Annotated in this window: 19 protein-coding genes and 1 rRNA gene; 15 read left to right on the top strand and 5 right to left on the bottom strand. The window is 71.9% G+C overall.

Features of this window, described 5'->3' with window-relative positions:
- From rrf to HCC30_RS23705, 8 genes are all read left to right on the top strand, one after another.
- A 5S ribosomal RNA gene (gene rrf / locus HCC30_RS23670) occupies positions 1-93 on the top strand; the annotation flags it as partial.
- Between the two features lie 105 nt (positions 94-198).
- The gene (locus tag HCC30_RS23675; protein WP_169444789.1) at positions 199-849 is read left to right on the top strand and encodes an HAD family hydrolase; all 651 of its coding nucleotides are present in this window, start codon (positions 199-201) and stop codon (positions 847-849) included.
- Positions 850-871: 22 nt separating this feature from the next.
- Positions 872-2,053 carry an acetoin utilization protein AcuC gene (locus HCC30_RS23680; RefSeq protein ID WP_169444790.1) on the top strand — a complete coding sequence of 394 codons (1,182 nt, stop codon included), beginning with the start codon at positions 872-874 and terminating at the stop codon, positions 2,051-2,053.
- A 128-nt stretch (positions 2,054-2,181) separates the two neighbouring features.
- Positions 2,182-2,997 (top strand): phosphatase, encoded by an 816-nt coding sequence (locus HCC30_RS23685; RefSeq protein WP_169444892.1) that lies wholly within the window; start codon positions 2,182-2,184, stop codon positions 2,995-2,997.
- Between the two features lie 127 nt (positions 2,998-3,124).
- Entirely contained in the window at positions 3,125-3,334 is a 210-nt protein-coding gene (locus tag HCC30_RS23690) for a helix-turn-helix domain-containing protein (RefSeq protein WP_169444791.1), read from the top strand.
- Positions 3,335-3,588: 254 nt separating this feature from the next.
- On the top strand, positions 3,589-3,687 hold the full coding sequence (locus HCC30_RS23695) for an AURKAIP1/COX24 domain-containing protein (RefSeq protein WP_003948845.1): 99 nt from the start codon (positions 3,589-3,591) through the stop codon (positions 3,685-3,687).
- A 140-nt stretch (positions 3,688-3,827) separates the two neighbouring features.
- Positions 3,828-4,904: an NAD-dependent epimerase/dehydratase family protein gene (locus HCC30_RS23700; RefSeq protein ID WP_169444792.1), complete on the top strand. Its 1,077-nt coding sequence runs from the start codon at positions 3,828-3,830 to the stop codon at positions 4,902-4,904.
- Entirely contained in the window at positions 4,897-5,946 is a 1,050-nt protein-coding gene (locus HCC30_RS23705; protein WP_169444793.1) for a lysophospholipid acyltransferase family protein, read from the top strand. The genes HCC30_RS23700 and HCC30_RS23705 overlap by 8 nt, the downstream gene beginning before the upstream one ends.
- An 81-nt stretch (positions 5,947-6,027) precedes the next feature.
- Here the strand turns inward: HCC30_RS23705 and HCC30_RS23710 are convergent, their stop codons facing one another.
- The 3 genes from HCC30_RS23710 to HCC30_RS23720 all read right to left on the bottom strand — a co-directional run bounded on the left by HCC30_RS23710 (position 6,028) and on the right by HCC30_RS23720 (position 9,915).
- On the bottom strand, positions 6,028-7,317 hold the full coding sequence (locus HCC30_RS23710) for a DUF5667 domain-containing protein (protein ID WP_169444794.1): 1,290 nt from the start codon (positions 7,315-7,317) through the stop codon (positions 6,028-6,030).
- Between the two features lie 175 nt (positions 7,318-7,492).
- On the bottom strand, positions 7,493-8,485 hold the full coding sequence (locus tag HCC30_RS23715) for an ECF subfamily RNA polymerase sigma factor, BldN family (RefSeq protein ID WP_169444795.1): 993 nt from the start codon (positions 8,483-8,485) through the stop codon (positions 7,493-7,495).
- 446 nt (positions 8,486-8,931) lie between these two features.
- Positions 8,932-9,915, bottom strand: a complete 984-nt coding sequence (locus HCC30_RS23720; RefSeq protein ID WP_169444796.1) for an HAD-IB family hydrolase — start codon at positions 9,913-9,915, stop codon at positions 8,932-8,934.
- A 93-nt stretch (positions 9,916-10,008) separates the two neighbouring features.
- Here HCC30_RS23720 and HCC30_RS23725 point away from each other — a divergent pair, with 93 nt between their 5' ends.
- The 6 genes from HCC30_RS23725 to hemB all read left to right on the top strand — a co-directional run bounded on the left by HCC30_RS23725 (position 10,009) and on the right by hemB (position 16,482).
- Positions 10,009-10,245 (top strand): glutaredoxin family protein, encoded by a 237-nt coding sequence (locus tag HCC30_RS23725; protein ID WP_169444797.1) that lies wholly within the window; start codon positions 10,009-10,011, stop codon positions 10,243-10,245.
- Positions 10,246-10,624: 379 nt separating this feature from the next.
- A complete protein-coding gene (locus tag HCC30_RS23730) occupies positions 10,625-11,464 on the top strand; it encodes a redox-sensing transcriptional repressor Rex (RefSeq protein WP_169444798.1) in 840 nt (279 codons plus the stop codon).
- On the top strand, positions 11,461-12,795 hold the full coding sequence (locus tag HCC30_RS23735) for a glutamyl-tRNA reductase (RefSeq protein WP_169444799.1): 1,335 nt from the start codon (positions 11,461-11,463) through the stop codon (positions 12,793-12,795). The genes HCC30_RS23730 and HCC30_RS23735 overlap by 4 nt, the downstream gene beginning before the upstream one ends.
- Entirely contained in the window at positions 12,792-13,784 is a 993-nt protein-coding gene (gene hemC / locus HCC30_RS23740; protein ID WP_169444800.1) for a hydroxymethylbilane synthase, read from the top strand. The genes HCC30_RS23735 and hemC overlap by 4 nt, the downstream gene beginning before the upstream one ends.
- Positions 13,785-13,801: 17 nt before the next feature.
- A complete protein-coding gene (locus HCC30_RS23745) occupies positions 13,802-15,496 on the top strand; it encodes a uroporphyrinogen-III synthase (protein ID WP_169444801.1) in 1,695 nt (564 codons plus the stop codon).
- Entirely contained in the window at positions 15,493-16,482 is a 990-nt protein-coding gene (gene hemB, locus HCC30_RS23750) for a porphobilinogen synthase (RefSeq protein WP_169444802.1), read from the top strand. The genes HCC30_RS23745 and hemB overlap by 4 nt, the downstream gene beginning before the upstream one ends.
- 413 nt (positions 16,483-16,895) lie before the next feature.
- Here the strand turns inward: hemB and HCC30_RS23755 are convergent, their stop codons facing one another.
- Together HCC30_RS23755 and HCC30_RS23760 are read right to left on the bottom strand one after the other, a co-directional pair.
- Entirely contained in the window at positions 16,896-17,057 is a 162-nt protein-coding gene (locus HCC30_RS23755) for a hypothetical protein (protein WP_169444803.1), read from the bottom strand.
- A 230-nt stretch (positions 17,058-17,287) separates the two neighbouring features.
- Positions 17,288-17,749 carry a pyridoxamine 5'-phosphate oxidase family protein gene (locus HCC30_RS23760; RefSeq protein ID WP_169444804.1) on the bottom strand — a complete coding sequence of 154 codons (462 nt, stop codon included), beginning with the start codon at positions 17,747-17,749 and terminating at the stop codon, positions 17,288-17,290.
- A gap of 345 nt (positions 17,750-18,094) precedes the next feature.
- Between HCC30_RS23760 and HCC30_RS23765 the strand changes: the two genes are divergently transcribed.
- Entirely contained in the window at positions 18,095-18,406 is a 312-nt protein-coding gene (locus tag HCC30_RS23765) for a hypothetical protein (RefSeq protein ID WP_169444805.1), read from the top strand.
- Positions 18,407-18,417 lie beyond the last annotated feature (11 nt).

Below are 18,417 nucleotides of genomic sequence, written 5' to 3' on the forward strand. Positions count from 1 at the left end.
ACGCCCGGTTACATTCCGAACCCGGAAGCTAAGCCTTTCAGCGCCGATGGTACTGCATGCGGGAGCGTGTGGGAGAGTAGGACGCCGCCGAACTCCTTTTAGAGAAAGAGGACTGTGGTCCAGGGATTTAATCCCTGGACCACAGTCCTCTTTTTTGCGTTCCAGAGGTACTTTCCGCGGCGGCTGTAGGGTTTCCGGATGCACCGTTACGACCTGGTCATCTTCGACAACGACGGCGTCCTCGTCGACAGTGAGCCGCTGTCCAACCGGATCCTCGCCGACTATCTGTCCGAGCTCGGGCATCCGACCACGTACGAGGACTCCGTCCGGGACTACATGGGTGCGGCGGTGCACCGGATTCACGACACCGTTCTGGAGCGTTCCGGGCGCCGGCTGCCCGAGGATTTCGACGAGGTCTTCCACGGGCGGGTCTTCGAGGCGTTCCGGCGGGATCTCGCACCGGTCGAGGGCGTCGGTGACGTTCTGGCGAAGCTGGAGGCGGAGCGTACGGCGTTCTGTCTGGCCTCGTCCGGGAGTCATGAGCGGATCCGGGTCGCGCTGCGGACGACGGGGCTCGTGCGGTACTTCGGCGAGGAGCGGATCTTCAGCGCGCAGGACGTGGGTCGGGGCAAGCCCGCACCCGATCTGTTCCTGCACGCGGCCGCGCGGTTGGGGGTGCGGCCGGAGCGGTGTGCGGTGGTGGAGGACAGTCCGCTCGGGGTGGCGGCCGCGGTCGCCGCGGGGATGGACGTGTACGCGTACGCGGCGATGACGCCGGCCGAGGAACTGCGGGACGCGACGGCGGTCTTCGGGGTCATGAGTTCGCTCACGGATCTGCTGTCGGCCTGAGCGGGGCCGGTACCGTGGCCGCATGAGCGGCGGCGCGCAGTTGATGTGGGACGAAGCGGTCACGGGCTACAACTTCGGCCCCGGGCATCCGATGGATCCGGTGCGGCTGGCGCTGACCATGCGCCTGGTGGAGACGCTGGGGCTGGACGGCGCGAAGGAGCTGAAGGTCGTCGCCGCGAAACCGGCCGGGGACTCGACGCTGGGCCTCGTCCACCGGCAGGACTACATCGAGGCCGTGCGCCGCGTCTCGGCCGATCCGGAGTCGGCGACGGGCGAGTACGGGCTGGGCACGGAGGACGATCCCGCGTTCGCCGGGATGCACGAGGCGTCGGCGCTGATCGCGGGCCAGTCGGTCGGCGCGGCCGACGCGGTGTGGCGGGGCGAGGCGCTGCACGCGGTGAACTTCGCGGGCGGGCTGCATCACGCGATGCCGGGCGGGGCCTCCGGCTTCTGCGTGTACAACGACGCCTCGCTGGCCATCGCGCGGCTGCTGGAGTCGGGCGTCGAGCGGGTGGCGTACCTGGATGTGGACGTGCATCACGGGGACGGGGTGCAGGCGGCGTTCTGGGACGACCCCCGGGTGCTGACGATCTCGCTGCACGAGCATCCGCGGACGCTGTTCCCCGGTACGGGGTGGGCCGAGGAGAGCGGTGGTCCGGGGGCCGAAGGGACGGCGGTGAACGTGCCGTTGCCGCCCGGTACCGGTGACGCGGGCTGGCTGCGGGCGCTGCACGCCGTCGTCCCCGAGCTGTTGTACGCGTTCGGGCCGCAGGTGCTGGTGACGCAGCACGGTGCGGACACGCACTTCGAGGACCCGCTGGCGCATCTGGCGGTGAGCGTCGACGCGCAGCGGGTGGCCGCGGAGTCGGCGCACCGGTGGGCGCACGAGTACGCGCAGGGGCGCTGGGTCGCGCTGGGCGGCGGCGGGTACGCGGTGGTCGACGTGGTGCCGCGCACGTGGGCGCATCTGGTGGGGATCGCGGCCGGGGTGCCGGTGCCGCCGGAGACCGAAGTGCCGCGCGAGTGGCTGCAGATGGCGTACGCGCGTACGGGTGCGCCGGTGGCGCCGATGCGGATGACGGACGGGCGGCGGCCGAGCTGGCAGGACTGGGAGGAGTCCGGCTACGACCCGGCGGACCGGCTGGACCAGGCCGTACGGGCGGCCCGCCGGGCGGTGTTCCCGGCGCACGGGCTGCTGCCGTGACGTCCCCTCGTCCGGGCCGGCTCGGGTAACTCGCGCTGTCCGGGCGCCGGTTCGTACTGGCGTCTACGGGGTGCTCCTCTGCGTGGAACTGCTGCGGTGGGGCCGGGGGACCGGCAAGCATGGCCCGTGTGTTGAGTGTCGGAGCACTACGCGCGCATCTGCTGGCCGCGCGGCTGGCCGGGCCCATCGCCACGTCGCGGGAGAAGAGCCTCCAGCGGTACAGACTCTTCGCCGCGCGGGACCCGCGGGTCCTGCTCGGGCTGGAGCCCGAAGGGGAGTGGGACGTACCGGAGTTGATCGGTCTGATGGCGGACCGGTGCGGGGTCTCGCGGGATCCGGAGACGGTCTCGGGTCAGGACACCATCGATCCGGAGCGGACGATTCAGGCGCTGAACGCGTTCGCCGTGCGGCTGCGTACGGCGGCGGAGCGGCGGAGTCCGGTGCTGCTGGGCACCGGCCACCCTGACCGACTCCTGGGTTTCTACGCCTCATTGGCCTCAGCGCTCTCGGCGGCGGGGTGTGCGGTGCTCACACCGGCGCAGGGGCAGCGTGTCGACATAACGACCCGGTTCGGCGTACGTTCGCACAGCCTGGTCTATGTACGGGGAGTCGCACTGATCCACGAGACCGGCGCACAGCACACCCCCGGTGCGCCGGGCGTGCACACGCATTCCCCGCTGCCGCTGAGGGCCGCGCTGAGCGCGGCAGTTGCCGAGGGGGAGCCGTTGCCGGAATTAGTGATCGGGGACCACGGCTGGGTGTGCGGAGCAGGTCAGCTCGGTATCGAGGCCATTGGGCCGGCGGATACGGACGATCCTGCGCTGTTCGTCGGGCAGGCCGAGGGCAGGGTGGCTGTGGTGGTGCCGATCGACGACGCCGTGCGGCCCACGTACTACAGTCCGTTGACTCGCTATGTACTCAATCGGGCGTGTCTGTCACAGTAGGCCGCCATCGCTACTCCTCTTCCCCACTTGCATCACCCGCCCCTAATCTGGGGAGGAGCGCGCATGCGAGCAGGAGTCACCGGAGGGGAAGCCGGTGCCCGACATGTGCGGAAGGTTCAGGTGTGACATGGCTGCTGGCAAGGGACCTCTGAGCGAGGTCAACTTTCTGACCGTGGCGGAGGTCGCCTCGGTGATGCGAGTGTCCAAGATGACCGTGTACCGGCTGGTGCACAGCGGTCATCTGCCGGCGATCCGGGTGGGGAGGTCCTTCCGGGTCCCAGAGCAGGCCGTCCATGAATACCTCCAAGAGTCCTACGTGGGGGTGGAGACCGCCTGAGAGGTCGAAGGGGAGGGCTGAACCGTGACCGGTCCGCCGGTCCGGCCGGAGCTCCCGGAGTGCCCGTCCCGTCCGCTCGTCGTCCGACTGATCCGGAGTTTCCCGGCCCCCTCGTCGACCCTCGGATTACGACCTGCTCGATGTGACCGGTAGGCTGAGCCCATGTAGGTCGTGTGGGCTCGGACGCCCCGCACCGAGTGATTCAAATGAGTCGCCCCGCATTCCGCGGGGATGATCCGTGAGCGAGGGTAGTCGTGGGCTCTGTTATCAAGAAGCGGCGTAAGCGGATGGCGAAGAAGAAGCACCGCAAGCTGCTGAAGCGCACGCGCGTTCAGCGTCGCAACAAGAAGTGAGCGAGCGTCTCGTACGCCGCTGACCGCCGTTCTTCCGGCCGTACGTTCCGCATGCGCGGGCGTACCGGCCGGGAGGGCGGCGGTTTCGTTTGTGCGCCCCGTCCGGCATCGTGTGCGACAGCACTGCCAGGGGAGGCATCGTGGGCCAGGTCGTACTCGTCACCGGCGTCGCCAGGGAGCTGGCCGGCCGTTTCGTGCGGAATGTCCTCTCCGATCCGGGCGTGGAGCGAGTCGTCGGGGTGGACGTGGTGCGGCCCGCGCACAGCCTCGGGGAGGCCGAGTTCGTCCGGGCCGACATACGGCAGCCGGAGATCGCCGGCGTCCTGGCCGAGTACGGCGTGGACACCGTCGTCCATCTGAACGTGCACGGCACCCCGCTCGGTGTGCCCGGCTCCGGGAACCGCGCCGCGGTGAAGGAGACCAACGTCATCGGCACCCTGCAGCTGCTGGGCGCCTGCCAGAAGGCGCCCTCGGTGCGGCGGCTCGTGGTGAAGTCGACCACGGGCGTGTACGGGGGAGCGCCCCGTGACCCGGCGGTCTTCGACGAGACGACCGGGCCCAAGGCGCTGCCCGGCGGCGGGTTCCCGAAGGACGCCGTCGAAGTCGAGGGCTACGTGCGGGGATTCGCGCGCAGGCGTCCCGACGTCGCGGTGACGGTGCTGCGCCTCGCGCACGTGCTGGGCCCGTCCCTGGACTCGCCGTTCGCCGAGTACTTCTCGCTGCCGGTGCTGCCGACGGTGCTCGGGCACGACCCGCGGCTCCAGTTCGTCCACGAGGACGACGTGCTCGCGGCGCTGCGGCTGGCCGCGGCCGATCCGGCCCAAGGGCCGGTCAGCGCGGGCACGTTCAACATCGCGGGGGACGGGGTGCTGCTGCTGTCGCAGTGCGCCCGGCGGCTGGGGCGGCCGACGGTGCCGCTGCCGCTGCCCGCCGTGCGCTGGGGCCGGCAGCTGCTGCGCTCGGTCGGGGCCACGGACTTCTCGGCGGCGCAGATACGTCAGCTCACGCACGGACGGACCGTCCGCACCGCGCAGATGCGCGAGACGCTGGGCTTCGAACCCCGGTACACGACGGCTCAGACGCTCGCCTCGTTCGCCGAGGGCGCGGCGGAAGGGCTGCTTCCGCCCCGGACGCTGGCCCGTACCGTCGACCGGCTCGCACAGACGCTGTCGCGGGCGCACCGCGGGGCGTACGAGGAGGAGGTCCGGCATGGCTGACGCGAAGGTCATCCCCTTCGACGACGACCGCGAGCGGCAGGGGCGCTCGCGTGGCGAGGGGACCGCGCGGCCGCGGAAGGCGCCCCCGCGGCGCGGCGCCGAACCCGCGCCGCCGCTGGCCTCCGTACCGCGGCAGGGGCGGGAACCGGAGCCCGAGGAGGAGCCCGAGCAGGGCGAGGGGCTGCTGGACCGGGCGCTGGGCCGGGGCTGGGACCGGCGGGCCGCGAAGGGCCTGGCCTTCCTCCGGCGGCGGATCACGGGTGAGTACGAGGTCGACGACTTCGGCTACGACCGTGAACTGACCGACCAGGTGCTGATGTCGGCGCTCCGCCCGCTGTACGAGAAGTACTTCCGGGTGGAGGTGCGCGGGCTGGAGAACATCCCGGACGAGGGCGGCGCGCTCGTCGTGGCCAACCATTCCGGCACGCTGCCGCTCGACGGGCTGATGCTCCAAGTCGCCGTGCACGACCACCACCCGGCGCAGCGCCATCTGCGGCTGCTCGCGGCCGACCTGGTGTTCCTGCTGCCGGTGGTGAACGAGCTGGCGCGGAAGGCCGGGCACACCCTCGCCTGCACCGAGGACGCCGAACGGCTGCTGGGGCAGGGCGAGGTCGTCGGCGTGATGCCGGAGGGCTTCAAGGGGCTGGGCAAGCCTTTCGCCGAGCGTTACAAGCTTCAGCGGTTCGGGCGGGGCGGCTTCGTCTCGACGGCGCTGCGCGCGGGGGCGCCGATCGTGCCGTGCTCGATCGTCGGCGCCGAGGAGATCTACCCGATGGTGGGGAACGCCAAGACCCTCGCCCGGCTGCTCGGGCTGCCGTACTTCCCCGTCACACCCGCGTTTCCGCTGCTCGGGCCGCTGGGCGCGGTGCCGCTGCCGACGAAGTGGACGATCCAGTTCGGCGAGCCGATCCCCACGGACGGGTACCCGGAGGGCTCGGCCGACGATCCGATGCTGATGTTCAACCTCACCGACCAGGTGCGCGAGACGATCCAGCACACGCTGTACAAGCTGCTGGTCCAGCGGCGCTCGGTCTTCTTCTGACGCGGGACGCACACGGAGCGGGGCCCGCCGGACGGTGTGCGTCCGACGGGCCCCGCTCCGTGGCCGCCGCGGTCGGGACGGCTACTTGCCGCCTCCCAGCTGGTCGTTGAGGCCGGGGAGGACCTCGGGGACGATCGGCGGCAGCGTGATGTCCGCGTCCGGTGCCTTGAGCCCGTCCTCGACGGCGGACCCGGACGGCTTCTCGTCCGCGCCCTTCTCCGGGTTGAGCAGGCCGCCCTCGCCGAGCAGTCCGCCCGGCTCCTCCGAACCGGAGGGGGACGGGGACCGGCTGTCCTCGCCCTCGGGGCGCTCCTCGTCGCTGCTGGAGACCGAGGGCGAGGGCTCCTGCGACGGGGAGCTCTCCGTCGCCCCGTCGCCGCCGGGCAGCGGGCCCGTACCGGGCTCGGGGACGCCCGAGTCCTCCTCCAGGAGCTGTTCCAGCGGGCCGACGTCACTCTCTATGGCGTCGAAGACCGAGCTGACCTCGTCCCCGACGTCGGTGAGCTGGACGGGCAGCCGGTGCTTCAGCTGGGACCACGTCGAACGGTGGCTCTCCGAGAAGGAGTTGAGGGAGCGCATCGGGGCGATGTCGCCGTCCCGCTCGTACGCGCCGCTCAGCAGCCGGTGGCCCTCGGAGGCGTCGTTGCTCATGCCGGAGAGCGCCTTGCGGACGGAGCCGAGGACCTCGTGGTCGAGGGCGCCCGCGCGGTCGTGCTCCAGCAGTCTGCGCGCCTCCTGGAGCCGGGTGGAGGCCCGGTCGAGGTAGAGCTGACCGCGGTCGGTGTCCCCGCCGGTGAGGTCGAGGCGGATGTCCTCCATGCCGCGCTTGACGCCGTACAGCGAGTCGCCCGGGAGGGCGTTGGTGCTGGCCGCCGCGACGCCGCCGAAGGCGGAGGCCGCGACGCCGACGCCGAGGCCGCCCGCCGCGATGCCCTTGCTCAGGCGGGACTTGGGGCGCAGCTTGCCGAGCGCGCCGAGGCCCGGGGCCCGGTGGGCGCCCTTCTGGCCCCGTTGCTCGGGGATGCGGCCGCTCTCACCGGCCGCCGTGCCCTCGGCGAACGCGGATTCCATGGCGGCGATCAGCTGGGCCCGCTGGACGGTCTTGACCTCGGGGTCCAGTTCGGGGCGTGGCAGGGCGCCGAGACCGTCGGCGAGGGCGAGGAGCAGCGTGTGCTCGGTGCCGCCTTCGGTTCCGATTCCGTCGTCCGCCACCTCGGGGTGGTCTGTCTCGGGCGCTCCTGTCGGGCCCTCGGGCCCTTCGGGAGCCTCACCTGCCGCCTGGCCGGCCTCCGGATCGGTCGCGGGTGAGCGCTCGTCCAGGGCTTGGGCGAAGGCGTGTGCCCGGCGGTTCGTGGCTACGGATCCGATCATGGGCGGCACCTCCTCTCGTCAGCACGGTCAACTCCCGCGAGGAACGGTGGACATGCCGCGGTTGCGGGGAGTCTGCAATCCCCCCAACGAGCGGCAAGCCAGTCGGGTTACGCCACTCACGATGATGTGACCGCCCGCGCATGCACGCTCACCTGCGGTTATCCCGCAGGTGGCGTCAGCGTGCGTCGTCGGGGAGGAGGCGGGCGAGGGTGCGGACCGCGCGGTACTGGAGGGTCTTGATGGCGCCCTCGTTCTTCTGCATGATCCGCGCGGTCTCGGCGACGGAGAGCCCCTGCAGGAAGCGGAGCGTCACGCACTCCTGCTGCTGCGGGTTGAGTCTGCGGACGGCCTCCAGGAGGGCGGCGTTGGACAGGGACTCCAGGACGGAGTCCTCGGGGCTGCGCTCGACCTCGTTCGCGTCCAGCATCTCGCCCGTGGTGACCTCCAGGCGGAAGCGGCTGGACTTGAAGTGGTCGGCGACCAGGTTGCGCGCGATCGTGACCAGCCAGGCGCCGAAGTCCCGGCCCTGCCAGGTGAAGGTGCCGATCCGGCGGAGGGCGCGGAGGAAGGTCTCGCTGGTGAGGTCCTCGGCCGTGGCCCGGCCGCCCACGCGGTAGTAGATGTACCGGTAGACGGTGTCGCTGTACTGGTCGTAGAGCCGGCCGAACGCCTCGGACTCGCCGTCCTGGGCGCGTTCGACCAGGTCCATCATCCGGCGGCTGTCGGTGTCCGAGGCGGCGGGGCGGCGGGCCGTCTGGCCGTTCCGCGTCCGCCGGCCGCCGGAGGGGGCGTTGCCGGAACCGCCGGTGCCGCCGGAGGTTCCGCCGGGGGACGTGGCGGGTGCGGTGCGGGATCTGGTGGCGGCCGTTCCGGCCGGGGTGGGCACGGCGGGCGTGGTGGACGCCGTGGAGCGGGTGGCGGGGGTGGTGGCGGGTCTGACGGCGGTGCCGGAGGCGGAACGGCTGCCGGCGCGGGCGGCGCCCTTGGTGTCGTCCGTGGCGCGGGCGGCCAGGGCGTACCGGGGGGCGGTGGGGACAGGTGCGGCTGTGGCGAGGACAGGGACGGCGTACGCGGTGGGGACGAATGCGCGCAACTGGTCGACAGCCGTGACGACTGTGCTGCGCAGCGTAGCCAGGCCCGAGGCGTCAACCCCGACGTGTGGGTACACGGGACTCCCAGAGGCAGAGCTTCCATCACGTGCAGTGCGGGACCTTTTGCCCGGAGTGGGGGCGTGCGGGTTCCGGAATGCGTCTGAGGAGAATAACGCTTCGTACAGGCCGCACTACGCCTAGTGGTCGAAATCGTCGATTCGCTTTGCTCTTGTAGGGGTTGACGTCCGATCGGGGTCGAAGTGTGGACGTTCTTCTGATCGTTTTTGAGCCTGAACGTGACGCGTGCGTGACGTGTTGTGCTCGGCGGGGTGCGGCGCGACTGGAGACGCGGACACGGGGGTATATAGCCCGAATTGCCGCGCGGCGAGGGGAGGGTGCGCCGTCACCGGGCGTGTTCACCGGTGCGCGCGAGAGGTGCCGGCGGAGTGCGGCGGGGCGCCGCGCGTGGCCGAATGCCCGCGCAGCGGGGGGAGTTGGGGTGCGTGCCCGTCGGGCGCGGGGTTCAGCGGCGGCGGCGCTGGAGGGCGACGGCGGCGGCCGCGCCGCCCGCTACGGCGCCGACCCCGGCGGCCGCCGGGATGCCCACCTTGGCCGCCTTCCTGCCGGTGCGGTAGTCACGCAACCGCCAGTCCATTTCCCGGGCGTGCTCGCGAAGTCTGCTGTCAGGATTGATCGCATACGGATGTCCGACGAGCGAGAGCATCGGAATGTCGTTCGCCGAGTCGCTGTACGCGGCGCAGCGTTCCAGCTCCAGCCCCTCGCCCGCGGCGAGCGCCCGTACCGCCTCCGCCTTGGCGGGGCCGTGCAGCGGTTCGCCGACGAGGCGGCCGGTGTAGACGCCGCCGACGGACTCGGCGACGGTGCCCAGCGCGCCGGTGAGGCCCAGCCGCCTGGCGATGATCGTCGCCGTCTCGACGGGCGCCGCGGTGACGAGCCAGACCTTCTGCCCGGCGTCCAGGTGCGCCTGGGCGAGGGCGCGGGTGCCGGGCCAGATGCGTCCGGCCATGTACTCGTCGTAGATCTCCTCGCCGATGCTCATCAGTTCGGAGACCCGGTGGCCCTTGACGATGGACAGGGCGCTGGAGCGGACGTCGGCCATGTGCCCGGCGTTCTCGGTGCCGGCCAGCCGGAAGTACGCCTGCTGCCAGGCGAACCTGGCCAGTTCGCGCTTGTCGAAGAACTCCCGCTTGTACAGCCCGCGTCCGAAGTGGAACAGCGCGGCGCCCTGCATGACGGTGTTGTCGAGGTCGAAGAACGCGGCGGCCCTGGTGTCCCCGACGACCGGGAACTCCGGCTCCTCGGGCGCCTCCGCCTCCCCGGAACCCGCTTCGGCCTGCGCGCGCTCCTCCTCCAGGGCGCGTTCCTGCTCCTGTTTGCGGGCCGCCTCGGCCGCGGCCTCGCCCGCGAGCACGCTGCGCGCGGTCGCGGGGCGCCTGCGGTGGGTGAGCCACGACCAGGCACGGAGAGGTGAGGGGCGGGATGCCATGTGATCGAGCATAGTCAGTGCTTTTCCCGGACCCGTTACAGGCGGATGTCGGACCGGGGACGGAGCGCGGGACGACGGCGGGACAATGGCCCCATGAAGACAGTCACGTTGATCGGGAAGCCCGGGTGCCATCTCTGCGATGTCGCGCGGGACGTGATCGTCCGCGTCTGCGCCGAGGAGGGTGCGACGTGGGAGGAGAAGGACATCAACAACGACCAGGAGCTGTACCGGGCCTACTGGGAGCAGATCCCGGTCGTGCTCGTGGACGGGGCCCAGCACGACTTCTGGCGGGTGGACCCCGAGCGGCTGCGCAAGGCGCTCCGCGCCTGAACCACCGCCCGTGCGGGGCGCGTTCCGCACGGACGGGCGCCGGGCCGGACCGCGGGGGCGCCCGCACCGGCTCCGGTCCCGGAGCCGGCCGCGGTGGCCGGACGTGACCGTTGCCACCCGCCTGACGTCGGCCAACGCGGTCGGGAAATGGCCAGGATTCGATTACCATCGAGGTCGTTTTGCCATCCGGGGGCCGTTGTGTGAGGAGTGTGACCACGTGTCCCCGTTGCAGCGTGTGGCACCGGTCACGTTGGCTGGACAAAGTGGACATCATCTTTGTGCACGCGTTCACAAAGGCATAGCCTGGGCGCGATGGAGCGGTGCGGACGCGCACCTGGCGCACGGCCGCTCACCGCTTCGCGCAACCGGCAGGAGCACCGTGGCAACTGGCCGAAATCACCGACCGGCGACGACGAGTCGCAGCCGAGGGATTCCCGAGGCTACCGTCGCCCGTCTTCCGCTGTACCTGCGGGCGCTCACGGCGCTCTCCGAGAGGTCCGTCCCCACGGTTTCCTCGGAAGAGCTGGCGAACGCATCGGGCGTCAACTCGGCCAAGCTCCGCAAGGATTTCTCCTACCTCGGCTCCTACGGCACCCGCGGTGTCGGCTACGACGTCGAGTACCTCGTCTACCAGATCTCCCGTGAGCTCGGCCTCACGCAGGACTGGCCCGTCGTGATCGTCGGTATCGGTAACCTCGGTGCGGCGCTGGCCAATTACGGCGGTTTCGCCTCCCGCGGCTTCCGCGTCGCGGCGCTGATAGACGCCGACCCGGCGATGACCGGCAAGTCCGTCGCGGGCATGGGCGTCCAGCACACCGATGAGCTCGAGCAGATCATCGACGAGAACGGCGTCTCCATCGGCGTCATCTCCACGCCCGCCGGTGCCGCGCAGCAGGTGTGCGACCGGCTCGTCGCCGCGGGCATCACCTCCATCCTCAACTTCGCGCCGACCGTGCTCTCCGTGCCGGAGGGCGTCGACGTGCGCAAGGTGGACCTCTCGATAGAGCTCCAGATCCTCGCCTTCCACGAGCAGCGCAAGTCCGGTGAGGAGGCCCCCGAGGAGGACACCGCTCCGCCCGCGGCGCCGCCCGCCGACTCCGTCACCACGCGCCGCCCCGAGGCCCCCGCCGAGAGCGCGGTGCGTGCCGGGGCCGAGGCGCACGACGAGCACCGGACCGAGGGACCTGACGGGGACATCCCCGCCGTGATGCCGGCATGAGTCTCCTCGTCGTCGGACTGAGCCACCGCAGCGCCCCCGTCAGCGTGCTGGAGCGGGCGGCGCTCGCCCCGCAGTCGCGCGGCAAGCTGCTCCAGGACACCCTCAGCGCGGAGCCCGCCGCCGAGGCCGCGGTGCTCTCCACCTGCAACCGCATCGAGCTGTACGCCGACGTGGACAAGTTCCACGCCGGTGTGGCCGAGCTGTCCACGCTGCTCGCCCAGCACAGCGGCGTCGGCCTGGAAGAACTGACTCCCTACCTGTACGTCCACTACGAGGACCGGGCCGTCCACCACCTGCTGTCGGTGGCCTGCGGGCTGGACTCGATGGTCGTCGGCGAGGGCCAGATCCTCGGCCAGATCAAGGACGCGCTCGCCGTCGCGCAGGAACAGCACACCGCGGGGCGGCTGCTGAACGACCTTTTCCAGCAGGCGCTGCGGGTCGGCAAGCGGGCGCACACCGAGACCGGTATCGACCGTGCCGGGCAGTCGCTCGTCACCTTCGGGCTGGAGCAGCTCGCCCAGGGCGAGCCCGTCGAGGAGTGGGTGCGCGGGAAGCGCGCGCTCGTCATCGGCGCCGGCTCCATGTCCTCCCTCGCCGCGACCACGCTGGCCCGGGCCGGCGTCGCCGAACTGGTGATCGCCAACCGGACCGTGGACCGCGCGCAGCGGCTCGCCGCCGGGCTGTCCGCGAGCGCCAGCGCCAGCGCGCTGCCGATGGACGGGGTCGCCGCCGAGCTGCCCAAGGCCGACGTCGTCGTCTCCTGCACCGGCGCCACCGGGCTCGTCCTCACCGCCGAGGCGGTCCAGGGCGCGCTGGAGGCCCGTGCCGCCGACGGCGCCCCGCGCGGGACGGCGCTGCTCGACCTCGCCATGCCGCGGGACATCGACGCCGCGGTGCACCGCCTGGAGCACGCGCGCCTCGTCGACATCGAGTCCCTCGCCGAGGCGTCCGCCGACGCCCCGATGGCCGCCGACGTCGACGCCGTACGCGCGATCGTCACCGAGGAGGTCGCCGCCTTCGGCGCCGCGCAGCGCGCCGCGACGATCACCCCGACCGTGGTCGCCCTGCGCACCATGGCCGCCGACGTCGTGGCCGGCGAGATGGCCCGTCTTGAGGGCCGGCTGCACGGACTCGACGAGAAGCAGCGCGCCGAGATCACGCAGACCGTGCGCCGCGTCGTCGACAAGCTCCTCCACGCGCCGACCGTGCGCGTCAAACAGCTCGCCGGTGAGCCCGGAGGCGCCGGATACGCCGACGCGCTGCGCGAGCTTTTCGACCTCGACCCGCAGGCGGTCGCCGCTGTCAGCAACCCCGAACAGGAGCGGCCATGAGCCAGACCTCAGCCACAGCACCGGCACTCAGGCTGGGAACCCGCCGCAGCAAACTCGCGATGGCGCAGTCCGGCATCGTCGCCGAGCAGGTCCGTCAGGTGACGGGCCGCGAGGTGGAGCTGGTCGAGATCACGACGTACGGCGACACCAGCCGTGAGCACCTCGCGCAGATCGGCGGCACCGGTGTGTTCGTCTCCGCGCTGCGGGACGCGCTGCTCGACGGGGAGATCGACTTCGCCGTGCACTCGCTCAAGGACCTGCCCACCTCGCAGCCGGAGGAGCTGGCCCTCGCCGCCGTGCCGCAGCGGGTCGACCCGCGGGACGCGCTCATCGCCCGCGACGGCCTCGACTTCGCGCAGCTCGCCGCCCAGGCGGGGACGGCGCGTATCGGCACGGGCTCCCCGCGCCGCATGGCGCAGCTCAACTCCTGGGCCCGTTCGCAGGGTGTGGAGATCGAGACTGTCCCGATCCGGGGGAATATCGACACGCGTATCGGGTACGTGCGCTCCGGCGAGCTCGACGCCGTCGTGCTCGCGGCTGCCGGGCTGTCGCGCGTCGGCCGCCTCGACGAGGCCACCGAACTGCTCGACCCCGACGTGATCCTGCCCGCCCCCGGCCAGGGGGCACTGGCTGTCGAGTGCGTAGCGACCAACACGCACCTGGCCGCCCAGCTCGCGGAGCTCGACGACCCGTACACGCGGGCCGCCGTCACCGCCGAGCGAACCCTGCTCGCCGCTTTGGAGGCCGGCTGCAGCGCACCCGTGGGTGCGCTTGCCGACCTGCTTGTCGACGGGCAGGTTGTCACCGAGATGCGCCTGCGCGGCGTCGTCGGCACGACCGACGGCACGACGCTGGTGCAGCTGTCCACCACCGGTCCCGTACCGGCGTCCGACGGCGACCTCACGACCTCCAGGGACATGGGCCGTGAACTCGCCGACGAGATGCTCGCCAAGGGTGCGGCCGGTCTGATGGGGGAGCGAGCACTTTGAGCCCCACCGCCGCCAACATGCCTACGTCGACCACGCCGTCCACGTCGTCGGCCACTACGAGCGCCGTGCACCTCTACGGCGCTCAGGGACACGTCACCTTCCTCGGTGCGGGCCCCGGAGACCCGGGGCTGCTGACGCTGCGTGCCGTCGAAGCACTCGCGCGTGCCGACGTCCTCGTCGCCGATCCGCACGTGCACGACGTCGTCCGTACCCATGCGCGGGCCGGTGTGGACACACCACTCCAGCGGGAGGCCGCGGAAGCGGGCAGCGCTGACACCCCGTCAACTGCCCCTGTTTCCAGCGGTGGTGCAGCAGATCTTGCCATGGCTGCCGCGCGCTCCGGCAAGCGGGTCGTGCGAGCCGTCGCGGGCGATCCGGGGCTCGACGCCGACGCCTCCGCCGAGATGCTCGCCTGCGCGGCCGAGGGCATTCCCTTCGAGGTCGTGCCCGGGGTCGCCGCCGCCGTCGGCGTCCCCGCGTACGCCGGTGTACCGCTGCGCGACGAGCACGGCACCGACGTCCGTTTCATCGACGCCGCGCACGCCGACGACAGATGCTGGACCGAAGTCGGCGCGAGCGACGCCACCGTCGTCATCTCTACGACGCTCGACGCGGTCGGTTCGGTTGCAGGAGAACTCGTTGCCGGTGGACGGAAGCCCGACACCGCGCTCACCGTCACCGTCGCCGGGACCACCACCCGGCAGCGCACCTGGACGGCGACCCTCGGCACCATCACCCAGGTCCTGAAGTCCGCCAAGGTGCTGCCCGCAGCGGGCGGCGGCCAGCCGGTCATAGCCGTGGTCGGCGAGCGCAGCGCGGCCGACCGGCGCGACGAGCTGTCGTGGTTCGAGTCCAAGCCCCTCTTCGGCTGGCAGGTCCTGGTGCCGCGCACCAAGGAACAGGCGGCCTCGCTCTCCGACCAACTCCGGTCATACGGCGCGGTGCCCGACGAGGTGCCCACCATCGCCGTCGAACCGCCCCGCACCCCGCAGCAGATGGAGCGCGCGGTCAAGGGCCTGGTCACCGGGCGGTACGAGTGGATCGCCTTCACCTCCGTCAACGCGGTCAAGGCCGTACGCGAGAAGTTCGAGGAGTACGGGCTCGACGCGCGTGCCTTCGCCGGGATCAAGGTCGCGGCCGTGGGCGAGCAGACCGCCGCCTCCCTCGTGGAGTTCGGCGTCAAGCCCGACCTCGTGCCCAGCGGTGAGCAGTCCGCCGCCGGGCTGCTGGAGGACTGGCCGCCGTACGACCCGGTCTTCGACCCGATCGACCGGGTGTTCCTGCCCCGCGCCGACATCGCCACGGAGACCCTCGTCGCCGGGCTCATCGAGCTGGGCTGGGAGGTCGACGACGTCACCGCGTACCGCACCGTGCGCGCCTCGCCGCCGCCGGCCGAGACCCGCGAGGCGATCAAGGGCGGCGGCTTCGACGCCGTGCTCTTCACCTCCTCGTCCACCGTCCGGAACCTCGTCGGCATCGCGGGCAAGCCGCACAACGTGACCGTGATCGCGTGTATCGGCCCGGCCACCGCGAAGACCGCCGAGGAGCACGGCCTGCGGGTCGACGTCATGTCGCCCGAACCGTCCGTGCACAAACTGGCCGCCGCGCTGGCCGACTTCGGCGCCGAGCGGCGCGCCGCGGCCGTCGAGGCCGGTGAAGTCGTCAAGCGGCCGAGCGAGAAGCGTCCGGCCAGGAGGAGGGCACGTTCGTGAGCACCTACGGCTCCTATCCCGCGGCACGCCCCCGGCGGCTGCGGACCACCCCGGCCATGCGCCGGATGGTCGCCGAGCACCGGGTGCACCCGTCCGACCTGATCCTGCCCGCCTTCGTGCGGGACGGCGTGGACGAGCCCGTCGCGATCTCGTCCATGCCGGGCGTCTACCAGCACACCCGTGACTCGCTGAAGAAGGCCGCGGCGGAGGCCGTCGAGGCCGGCGTCGGCGGGATCATGCTGTTCGGCGTGCCCAGGGACGAGGACAAGGACGCCGAGGGCACGCAGGGCACCGCGCCCGACGGCATCCTCCAGCGGGCGCTGCGCGACGTGCGCTCCGAGGTCGGTGACGATCTCGTCGTCATGTCCGACCTGTGCCTGGACGAGTTCACCGACCACGGGCACTGCGGCGTGCTGGACTCCACCGGCCGGGTGGACAACGACCGGACGCTGGAGCGCTACGCCGAGATGGCGCTGGCGCAGGCCGACGCCGGGGCGCACGTGCTCGGCCCGAGCGGCATGATGGACGGCCAGATCGCCCGCGTCCGGCGGGAGTTGGAGGAGAACGGCCACGAGGACACCGCCGTCTTCGCCTACACCGCGAAGTACTCCTCGGCGTTCTTCGGGCCGTTCCGTGAGGCCGTCGGCTCGTCCCTCCAGGGCGACCGCAAGACGTACCAGCAGGACCCGGCCAACCTCCGCGAGTCCCTCCGCGAGCTCGCCCTCGACCTCGAAGAGGGCGCGGACATGGTCATGGTCAAGCCGGGCATGCCGTACCTCGACGTGCTGCGCGCCGTCTCCGAGGCCTCGGACGTGCCGGTCGGCGCGTACCAGGTCAGCGGCGAGTACGCGATGATCGAGGCCGCTGCCGAGAAGGGCTGGATCGACCGGGACGCGGCCGTGCTGGAGGCCCTCACCGGCTTCAAGCGCGCCGGCGCCGGCATGATCCTCACCTACTGGGCGGTCGAGGCGGCGCGCAAGCTCTGAGGCGTGGACGCGCACGACGAGGACTGAGGAAGCGGTCCGGTGGCCTGTATGGCTGCCGGGCCGTTTCGCGTTCGGTGTGATCACGGTCTGTCCTCCTCTCCCGGGGTGTGGCAGGGCTTCGGCGCGGAGTGCGGGTGCCTCCGGCGCTGGCACCGGAGACCTCAGGGCGAGCTGAGTGCCGGTACGTTAACAGCGTCCCGCCGCCGCGCGACGACCGCCCACCAGACCTGTGGACAACCGGCCCGCTGTGGACACTCGCGTCACCCGGGGACGGGGCCGTGGACAATGGTGTGGACGGAACTCCTGGCGCAGCGCCGTGAGTTGGCGCGTACGCGGTGGTGATCCGGGACGTGGACGGCGGCGCCGGCGGAGGGGTGGCGGGGCCGAACGGCGAGGGCAGGGGCCGCCTGTGGTCAGGTGCGCAGCAGGGCGTCCGTGTCCCACTCGACGTGGGCGCCGATGGATTCGGGGAGGGTTTCGCCGGGCTTGTGCACGGGGCGCGTCCGGTACTCGCTGTCCTGCGGGTCCGTCAGGACGACGACCTCGCGGTGACGGCGCTCGCGGATCGCGTACACGGGATGCCGGCGCGGGCGTAGAGGTCCGGCTTGCGGTGAACGGCGGTGTGCCGTGAGCCCGGCGTTGTGCCCTCGGCTCGACGGCCGAACGCGCTTGTTTGGAAGCCGGGTTGGCCCGTCCGCTCACGCCGTGGCGCGTGCCGACGGTGTACGCGGGAGCGTCCGACGTTCGGGAAGCGATCGTCCTGGCTCAGGGGGTGAGGCAGGGGTGTCGGGCGGAACCGGTGGGCTCAGGACCGCCACTCGCCCGCGCGCATGATCAGGCGGCCGGGGAGTTCGGGTTCCTCGTGCCAGGCCCTGACGGTTCGGGGGGTGATGCGGAGGTAGGTCCAGTCGGGGTCGTCGCGCGGGTCCCAGTCGAAGCGGGCGGCGAAGGCGTCGGCCGAGGCGGTGGGGAGCTCGGTGGCGTCGACCGTGCGGCCGGTGCCCTGGACGAGGACCACGTCGCGGGTGTGGCCGAGGCTGAGGGTGACGGGGGCTTCGCCGTCGGCGAGGTTCCGTGCGGTGGGGGTGGTGCGGCGGGTGCACAGCAGGAACGTGCCGTTGTCCCAGAGGAACCAGAGGGGGACGAGGCAGGGGTGGCCGTCGCGGGAGGCGGTGGCGACCCAGGCGTCGGTCTCGTCGGTGAGCCTGCGGAGGGTGTCGCGGATGCGCTGCGGGCGGCTGCGGGGTTCGGGGGAGGGGGCGGTCATGGGCAGCAAGCTATCCGCGCGGGGGCGCCCGGCGGATCGGGCCCGCGTCCCCCTTGAGGGCGGACCCGGGTCCTGGTCCGGGAGGGGGAGCGGTGCTCCGTCCCGGGTCGGAGGCGTGCGTCGGTCGTCAACGGGCGGTGGTCCGAGGGGGTTTGGCGAGTCGGCCCGGCTCGCGGCCGTTCGCGCAGGGTCGTCGTGGCGGCGGCTCGGCGGAGCCATTCGTATGAAGTGCGGGACGGCGGCTCTTCGCTCTCCGGCATCGGCCGCGGGGACCTCCTAGGTTGCCCGGTGTCCAGCCCCGGCGCGCCTGGTGCCGGGGCCCTCGTCCGCCGAAGGGAACGTGACATGCGTCAGATGCCCTCGTCCGAGATGGTCGACATGATCGCGTTCCTCGCCGTCCTGTTGATCTTCTTCAGCATCGATGTGCGCTCGCGGGAGTCGCCGGACTCCGGACGGTGGCACACGTACCTCTTCGAATGGGCCTCCCGGATCGGCGGCGTCACCACCGCCCTGGCCCTGGCGCTGGGCTGGGTGGACCTCTTCCTGCCGGACGAGGACAGCCCGATCCACGTGGCGTTCGTGGCCGCTCCCGGGACGGTCGCGGTGCTGTGCGCCATCGTGCTGGGGCTGGAGATGCTGTGGCAGCGGAAGCGGTGAGGCACGCGCGT

The sequence above is a fragment of the Streptomyces sp. HNM0574 genome (assembly GCF_012726235.1).
Classification (GTDB): domain Bacteria; phylum Actinomycetota; class Actinomycetes; order Streptomycetales; family Streptomycetaceae; genus Streptomyces.